This is a genomic window from Streptomyces sp. NPDC086989 (genome assembly GCF_044745505.1).
Classification (GTDB): domain Bacteria; phylum Actinomycetota; class Actinomycetes; order Streptomycetales; family Streptomycetaceae; genus Streptomyces.
Genome location: NZ_JBIVAL010000024.1, coordinates 24,774 through 32,148, shown reverse-complemented (window position 1 = coordinate 32,148; position 7,375 = coordinate 24,774). Strand labels below are relative to the sequence as shown.

8 protein-coding genes are annotated in these 7,375 nt (G+C 68.8%); 4 read left to right on the top strand and 4 right to left on the bottom strand.

The features are described from left to right. Positions 1 to 395 precede the first annotated feature (395 nt). Positions 396 to 1,601 (top strand): IS110 family transposase, encoded by a 1,206-nt coding sequence (locus ACIPK4_RS36275; protein WP_402321148.1) that lies wholly within the window; start codon positions 396 to 398, stop codon positions 1,599 to 1,601. Here the strand turns inward: ACIPK4_RS36275 and ACIPK4_RS36270 are convergent. Next, the gene (locus tag ACIPK4_RS36270; RefSeq protein WP_402321145.1) at positions 1,594 to 2,079 is read right to left on the bottom strand and encodes a hypothetical protein; all 486 of its coding nucleotides are present in this window, start codon (positions 2,077 to 2,079) and stop codon (positions 1,594 to 1,596) included. The two genes, ACIPK4_RS36275 and ACIPK4_RS36270, sit on opposite strands and share 8 nt — an antisense overlap. 268 nt (positions 2,080 to 2,347) lie before the next feature. On the opposite strand from ACIPK4_RS36270, the gene ACIPK4_RS36265 reads away from it, so the two are divergent. Next, complete coding sequence (locus ACIPK4_RS36265; RefSeq protein ID WP_402321143.1) at positions 2,348 to 2,632, top strand: hypothetical protein; 285 nt, start codon at positions 2,348 to 2,350, stop codon at positions 2,630 to 2,632. Between the two features lie 120 nt (positions 2,633 to 2,752). Continuing rightward, positions 2,753 to 3,376, top strand: a complete 624-nt coding sequence (locus ACIPK4_RS36260; protein WP_402321140.1) for a hypothetical protein — start codon at positions 2,753 to 2,755, stop codon at positions 3,374 to 3,376. A gap of 504 nt (positions 3,377 to 3,880) precedes the next feature. Here the strand turns inward: ACIPK4_RS36260 and ACIPK4_RS36255 are convergent. After that, positions 3,881 to 4,039, bottom strand: a complete 159-nt coding sequence (locus ACIPK4_RS36255) for a LuxR C-terminal-related transcriptional regulator (RefSeq protein ID WP_402321138.1) — start codon at positions 4,037 to 4,039, stop codon at positions 3,881 to 3,883. Between the two features lie 1,635 nt (positions 4,040 to 5,674). Between ACIPK4_RS36255 and ACIPK4_RS36250 the strand changes: the two genes are divergently transcribed. Continuing rightward, complete coding sequence (locus ACIPK4_RS36250; protein WP_402321136.1) at positions 5,675 to 6,400, top strand: hypothetical protein; 726 nt, start codon at positions 5,675 to 5,677, stop codon at positions 6,398 to 6,400. A 50-nt stretch (positions 6,401 to 6,450) separates the two neighbouring features. On the opposite strand, the gene ACIPK4_RS36245 is transcribed toward ACIPK4_RS36250, so the two are convergent. Together ACIPK4_RS36245 and ACIPK4_RS36240 are read right to left on the bottom strand one after the other, a co-directional pair. After that, positions 6,451 to 6,540 carry a DUF6233 domain-containing protein gene (locus tag ACIPK4_RS36245; protein WP_402321133.1) on the bottom strand — a complete coding sequence of 30 codons (90 nt, stop codon included), beginning with the start codon at positions 6,538 to 6,540 and terminating at the stop codon, positions 6,451 to 6,453. A gap of 13 nt (positions 6,541 to 6,553) precedes the next feature. Beyond that, on the bottom strand, positions 6,554 to 6,934 hold the full coding sequence (locus tag ACIPK4_RS36240; protein WP_402321130.1) for a hypothetical protein: 381 nt from the start codon (positions 6,932 to 6,934) through the stop codon (positions 6,554 to 6,556). Between the last annotated feature and the right edge of the window lie 441 nt (positions 6,935 to 7,375).

The following is a 7,375-nucleotide window of genomic DNA, read 5'->3' as shown; positions in this document are numbered from 1 at the left end:
GCGCCCCCGATAGTCGGGGGGGGGGTCGCCCCCCGCCCCCCCCGGGGGGGGCCCCCCCCCCCCCCCGCCCCGGGGGGGGGGGGGGGCGCCCCCCCCCCCCGCCCCCCCCCCCCCCGGCCCTTTCGACTGAGACGGAAAGAGGGGGGCTCCCCCCCCGTTACCGTCTTCGTGGCTCCGCAATGGGGCTACCGGCCTTCGGGTCCGGCATGACTTCCCCCCCTTGTTGCGGTTGATGATCCGGGGGGTGGTGTCACCGGGCCCAGAGGCATCGACGGACCGCTGATGAGGGGCTTGAGCACCGGTCTCACCCGGACCGGATGAGCTCTCCGTAACGTGGGTGTGGCAGCTCGGTGCCGAGGCAAGGCCGGACGAAAGCGTGATGGAGGGGCCTGCACGTGATCGACACCGGAGACATTGACGTCTTCCTCGGCCTGGACGTCGGCAAGGGCGAACACCACGCCACTGCGGTGACCCCGGCCGGGAAGAAGGCGTTCGACAAGCGCCTGCCCAACACCGAACCCAAGCTCCGCGAGCTCTTCGCCAAGCTGAAGGCCAAGCACGGAACGGTGCTGGTCGTGGTCGACCAGCCGGCCTCGATCGGCGCCCTGCCGCTCGCGGTGGCGCGGGACATGGGCTGCCCGGTCGCCTACCTGCCCGGACTGACGATGCGGCGGATCGCAGACCTCTACCCGGGCGAGGCCAAGACGGATGCGAGGGACGCGTTCATCATCGCGGACGCCGCCCGGGCGATGCCTCACACGCTGCGGGCGATCGACGGCGAGGACGAGACGATTGCCGAGCTGGAGATGATCGTGGGGTTCGACGACGACCTGGCCGGCGAGGCCACCAGGGTCGCGAACCGGCTCCACGGCCTGCTGACCCAGATCCATCCCTCGCTGGAACGGGTCTTGGGGCCGCGGTTGCAGCACCCGGCCGTCCTCACACTGCTTGAACGCTTCGGGTCACCGGCCCAGATCCGCAAGGCCGGCCGACGCCGCCTGGTCACGCCGTTACGGCCGAAGGCCCCGAGAATGGCAGAGCGGCTGGTCGAGGACATCTTCACCGCCCTGGACGAACAGACCGTCGTGGTTCCGGGGACCGAGGCTGCCGCGCTGATCGTCCCGAGCCTGGCTGGGTCCCTGGCCGCCGTCCTTGACCAGCGGAAACTGCTGGCCGGGCGGATCGAGGAACTGCTGGAGGACCACCCTCTTTCGAAGGTCCTGACGTCCATGCCGGGAATCGGCGTCAGGACCGGAGCCCGCATCCTGATCGAGGTCGGCGACGGCAGCACCTTCCCCACCGCCGGACACCTCGCCGCCTACGCAGGACTCGCCCCCGCGACCCGCAGTTCCGGTTCCTCGATCCGCGGCGAACAGCCCTCCCGCAGGGGAAACAAGCAGCTGAAACGGGCTTTCTTCCTCTCCGCGTTCGCCGCCCTGGGCGACCCGGCATCGCGGGCTTACTACGACAAGAAGATCGCCCAGGGCAAGCACCACACCCAGGCCCTGCTCTGCCTCGCCCGACGACGGTCCGATGTCCTCTTCGCGATGCTCCGCGACGGAACCTTCTACGAACCGCGGCCGTCGGCCGCGGTCACGTGACCAGCGGTTCAGCCAGGAGGACGACCCGGTCGGCCTCAACATCGAAACCGACCACCGGATGGCCGTAGTCGCCCTCTGGATCCATCAGGACCGGCTTGCCCAAGCACCGCCCGGTCTCCCGGAGGAAGCCGCAGAACACATCGAGTCGTTCCTGGCCCTGCAACTCCCGCAGGTCAACGTCGAAGTCGATGACCCCGTCGTCAAGAAAACGGAAGATCGCCAGCACCTCGGCCGCCGGCCAGACCCGCAGGCTCGGGCACTCAGCGTCCGCCGGACGGGCGAGCACGCTCTCCGCCCGAGGCACCGGCAGCACCGTCTCGCCTTCGGAGTACTGGCACTTCCAGCCCCTCGCCTCGACAAGATCGAGGACCGCCTGCCAGCCCTCCACCGAACAATCCGGGACACGCACGTCCGGCAAGGACCCCATCAGGTCCGGGTCGAAGAAGCACCTCACGTCATCCCACAGAAGATCAGCCACACCGCCATGCTGCCCGTCTCACCGACTCAACGCAGCCCCGTTTCCCTTGACCAAAAAGATAGGGGCACCCCCCCCGCAGCGGCTGCCGTATGCGCTGTCCTTCGGGGCGGAGTGGACAACGGCGGTGAAGCTCCGCTGGGGCCTGGCCGTAGATGATGCGGCGGCCAGGCCGTGGGACAGCTGCCTCGTGCGATTACAGCGGAGCCTCTCGACGGCGGGATGGTCATGGCCATGCATGGGTCTCCGGGCCGGTGGCAAGACTTGCCGCATGCCTCAGGACCCGGAACGGCTCATCGACGCCATCACGGCAGCGGTCAGGGAGGGGGACGATCAGCGGATCGGTCTTCTCCTTGACCGGTTCAAGTACGTGGCGGAGCTGTCCGACCTGATACGGCTGCGGTCCCGGCTGGGCGGCGCGGTTGTTGCGGTGCGCCAGCTTGCGGGCGCACCCGGCGATCCCACGGTAGGAGGGGGTCGTCCGTATGGCGCTGCGTCCGGGCGGGCAGCGAGCGGGAGGGTGGGCCTGACCGAACCGGGATTCTCCTGTAGCTGACCCATTACAGAGGGTTGTTATTTTGTTGGTCGTGGGGGCAGGCTTCCTGCCCTGTACGCCGGCGCTTCGATGTCACCCCATGTGGGGGATGTTCGGGTGCCGGAGGATCTGGGGGTAGTCATGAGCTGGGTCAGCACGTGGTGGAACGCTCGGACCGACATCGCGAAGACCGGGATCCTCACCATTGCGGGGGTGGTCATCGCTGGCGTCATGGCCGGTGTCTTCGGCCTGTGGAACGGCGTCTTCAGCAACAAGAACGACCACCAGGACAAAAACCCCGCACCTTCCGTCTCCGGACCGCACCTCGGCCTGCCCTCCAGCGGCCCGCCCACGGCCAGCCCGGACCAGACCCTGCCGGACTGCGGTGACACGCCAGGACACGATGTGACCATCGAGCCCAAGCAGCTGATGGTCGCTTCCGAGGGGTCCCTCACCGCCAAAGTCACTTGCAACCTGAAAGCCGGCTGGCACTTGACCTGGATGGTGCAGCTCGACGGCGTGGGCAAGCCCGTCCCGCACACCAACTACTACCCCAAGAATGATCTCGGCCGGCCTGGCACCTACAACTTCGATGTCCACCTGTCCTCGTCCGAGCCCGGCTCCGCCCGCACCATCTACGTCGTTCTCACGGACGATTTCGCCTACCGCCAGCTGAGTGAGAACCGCAATCCGGACGGATCACTCCTGACACTGCCCAACGGGGCGCGGAAGGTCTCCAACTCGGTTCTGTTCAAGCGCTACTGACGCCGACCCGACGCGCTCCAGAAGACGCCGCGTGTGAGAGAGACGGGCCCAAAGTTGTCCCGCCTGGTCCACTGAGTATGCGGTCACAAGCCTGCCCGTCAGCTCGCGCCGAGTCGGTGACCGTGGTGGCCGTCGCGGTCTGGTTCGTCGTCCTGGTCGCCGCCCGGGGTCAAGGCCCCCGCAGGTCGTAACGCCGCGGCCAGCCCTGGCCTAGTCGCGGGGTGCGGGAAGCGCGCAACGCAGACCTGCGACCGGCACTCCACCTCGTCGGGCTGCGCCACCGCATCACGGAGCTGGCCGACGATGGCCCGACGGATGAGTGAGCCGACGGGCGGCAGCGTGGACGCCCTGCCGACCCGGGGTCCCTGGGCGGAAGAGCCTGGCCGCCGTTCTCGCCCTGACGGCCGCGTTCCGGTGGAGTCGGGGAAGGCGTTGGCCGTGTACGGGTATGGGGGCGGCCCCGGACGGTGGTCCGGGGCCGCGGGCGGGCTGGCTGGGTCGAGTTCAGTCCTGTGGGAACAGGGGGGTGGGGTCGAGGGCGAGTTGCTTGCGGGCGTGGCGGCGGTGCGACCGGACGGAGTCGGTGGTGATGTCGAGGATGGTGGCGACGTCCTTGTCGCTGTAGCCGTCGAAGGCGAGCGCGAGGACTTGGGCCCTGCTCATCGGCCCGCGCTCCGTCGCCCGTCGTCACCGCGACGCCCTCAACGACACTGTCGCGGCGGTCCGCTGACAAAACCGCCCACACGGCAGCAGGCCCGGACCACCTGGTCCGGGCCTGCTGCGTTTACTGCCCGCGTATACCGGGCCCGTCCCCAGGACTGTTCTGGACTCCATCACTGACGGTGGCTGGTGCCTACCCGGAGGAATCACAGGTGGGTGAGCCCCGCGCGTGGCGGTCTCCCGTCGGAGACGTTCCGCCTTGGTGCGCGGAAGCCGTCGGAGCGACTCGTACAACTCGTACTCTGCAGCCCGGGTCTCATCAACCACTCCCTCCCACCAGGGAGCACCGGGTCGGAACGGGCCGAGGAATGCTTGAAGGTCCCGGCGGCGGCGTTCCTCCCTGGAGGCTGGCAGACGTGCGACCCAGCTGATGTCTCGGTCGGCTTCTTCCTCCGCCTGCCACAGGTAGTCGTATTTGTCTCGCGTGACGCGGCGTAGTGCTGCCTCAACGTTGACTAGGCTCCACAGAGCGTCGGGAGGCATCCATCGGGCGTCTACAGTGCTATCACTCCCGAACTGCGGCATGAGGGCGGGCGGCACGAAGGGCTGGAGCCCGTCGTCGCTGAGACGGTGCAAGGCCCTCTGCTCGATTTGAATGGCGTCATGCAGTTCGTGGCAGCGCAGTGCCGCATGGAGCCGCCAGCCTTGTGCCCGGTGTTTGTCGGTGAGGGCAGCACCCCTTTCGGAAGCGGAAACAGCCTGCACGAGCGAGGCCGCGTGGCCGCGGTGGTACATCACCATCACCCGACCTGGCCGACCCAGATCCTCTGCGCGCTCCGCAGCGCAGTATCGGCATAAGCCGTCTGTCCAACCAGCCGTCTCCTGAGGGTCACCCCACCAGTCGGGACCGCAGGTGGGGCAGCGCACCCGAGTCCGGACGACAGCGCCTTGTCGCACGGCCGCCCAATTTTTTGCCAGCCACTCCTGCACTCTCTCTGGCCAGCGATCTTCAGTTTTAGAGTCCTGTCGGCTTGCCCGGGGATGCGGGATGCGGACTACAGGCGGCGTCATGTCAGGCACGGACTCTGCGAACTTCACCACCAGTTGCCACAGTTCTGAGGGCCGGATCGCTTCCGCGGACACCGTTTCGGTCCAACCACATTGAGGCATCTCAGCCGAGGTGAGAACGCTGGGTAAGCCGCGTACGACGCGCAGTTCGTGCAGTACTGCCTTCTCGACGGCTCCAGCGTGGGGTCTGCTTGGCAACAGCATCGCGCGGTACAAAAGCCAGCCCTCACGGACGTGCTGATCGATACGAGCGGTCTGTCTGCCCTTCCCGCCAGCCACTCCCACCTTGGGTGCCCTGTAGGTCGGGTGGCTCATTACATACACGTGCGCTGCCGCGCCCATGGTCCCCCCCTGCGTGCGGAAAATCATCCTGCCAATGCTGCCCCGCACCACTGACAACAGGTCTGAGAGCTGAAGCCCTACCCCGTGCTCAGGTACGCGGTCTGCTCACCCGATGCGCTTCGCAGCGCGGGCAAGCGGGGCCAGGGAATAGCCGAACCGCCCCCGACTGCCCTTACGCCCTCGGCCTGTCGCGGGGTGCACCGGTGAGGTGGCCCGTAGCGTGCGGTCATGCCTGATGTCCTGTCCGACCGGAAGCGGTCAACGCTCTTCGACGGGTTGCGGAACGGGCAGGCCGTGGCCACGGCCGCCGAGGCCGCGGGTCTGGGGGTGCGGCAGGTGTTCACCGCGGCCCGCACCGACACCGCGCTCGCGCTGCTCCTGGCGGGCACCGATCCCGAGGAACCCGGCGCCACCGGGGTCATCAAGCGCGCCGAGTACCTGCGGCTCCTCGCTCTGGGCTGCACGCCGAGCCTTGCCGCGCAGATCCTGCTCGACGGCGCGGGCAAGGCCAGTCACTGGCGGCGCGAGGACCCGGCCTTCGCGCGGGCATGCGACGCGGCCGGGAACCTCGCCTCCGGACAGCCGGCACCGGCGCGGGCGCCCCGCTTCACCCCCGAGCGACGCCGCGTCTTCCTCGACCACCTGGAAGCCGGCCTGTCGGTCACGGCGGCCGCGGCTGAGGTCGGCATCACCACCGCGGTCATCTACCAGCGCCGCAAACGCGACCCCGCCTTCGCCGCAGCCATGGACACCGCCCACCACGCCCACCCCCGCACCCCGGACCGGGCACCCGGGGCCTCCGACTGGGACGCCTTCTTCCGTGCCCTTCGCCCCGGCGTGGCGCTGCGCCAGGCCGCTCTGGCGGCCGGGATCCGGCCCGAGGCCGTCTACGACCGCCGCCGCGCCGACCACGCCTTCGCCCACCGCACCGACCAGCAACGCACCACCCCCTGAATCCCGTGAACAGGCCGCGGCACTTGCCGATTGCCGGCCCGGTGACGGAGCTACTCGATGCCCAGGGCGGCATCAGGCCGGCAGTGCGGGCAGCCGGGGACGCCTTCGGCGAGCGCGCGCCGCGCCTCGTCCAAGGTCATGGCCGTGCAGCGCTTACGGGTGTCCCAGCAGTCTCCAGCGTGGACGCACCGGGAGCCGGCCCACGCCGATACCACGCTCGATCAGCCACTCCGGGGGCGGCGGCGCAGGCCTTCGTACGGCCTCGGCCGCCACGCGCTGCTCTTCGACGGCGATCCAGTCGCGTGTGCGCTGCAAGTCCTGGAGCTGCACCTTTCCCAGGAACCGCAGGAACTGAAGACGCGACGGTGCGGGGAACTCGGACACGGTCAGCCCCCGTACTGCGCCTTCCGCGCCTCCTTGCACGCCGCGCACAAAGGCGACGCCCCGACTCCGTAGCGGCATGTCGGAGCGTGGCTTCTCTGCACCGACAGCGAGATCGGCGCCGTCATCGAAGCGCCGGCCGAAGACCTTCACGTTTCGACAAGTCCTGCCCCGGGTGCTCGGCTACGGACGTGCGGACGCCGTACCCTCGCGTGCAGGCATCTGACTGGTCTCCCCTCGAGGCTTGGCGGCGCCCTGCCCAACGAGCCAGAGATGCTGCAGTTGACACCGCAGCATCTCGCGGCCGGCGAGCCGCAGCCACACGCTTGACCTCTACTGCACCACGCCTCGTATGGCCAGCACCAGCCAGACGACTGGTACCGCTGCCAGAACGATCAGCAGTAGACAGCACGGCAGCGGGGACGGCCCCTTGAGGGGTGGCCGGGCTGCTATCTGCGGGGCCACTCGGCGCACGTCGTCGGCGTGATACCACGTCTTACTGGCGGACCCGGTAGTGGTCATCCAGCTGTCCGTACGGACCCGCACTTCATGGGCCAGCGCATTTACATACACCCGAGCGAGCACCAACGCCGG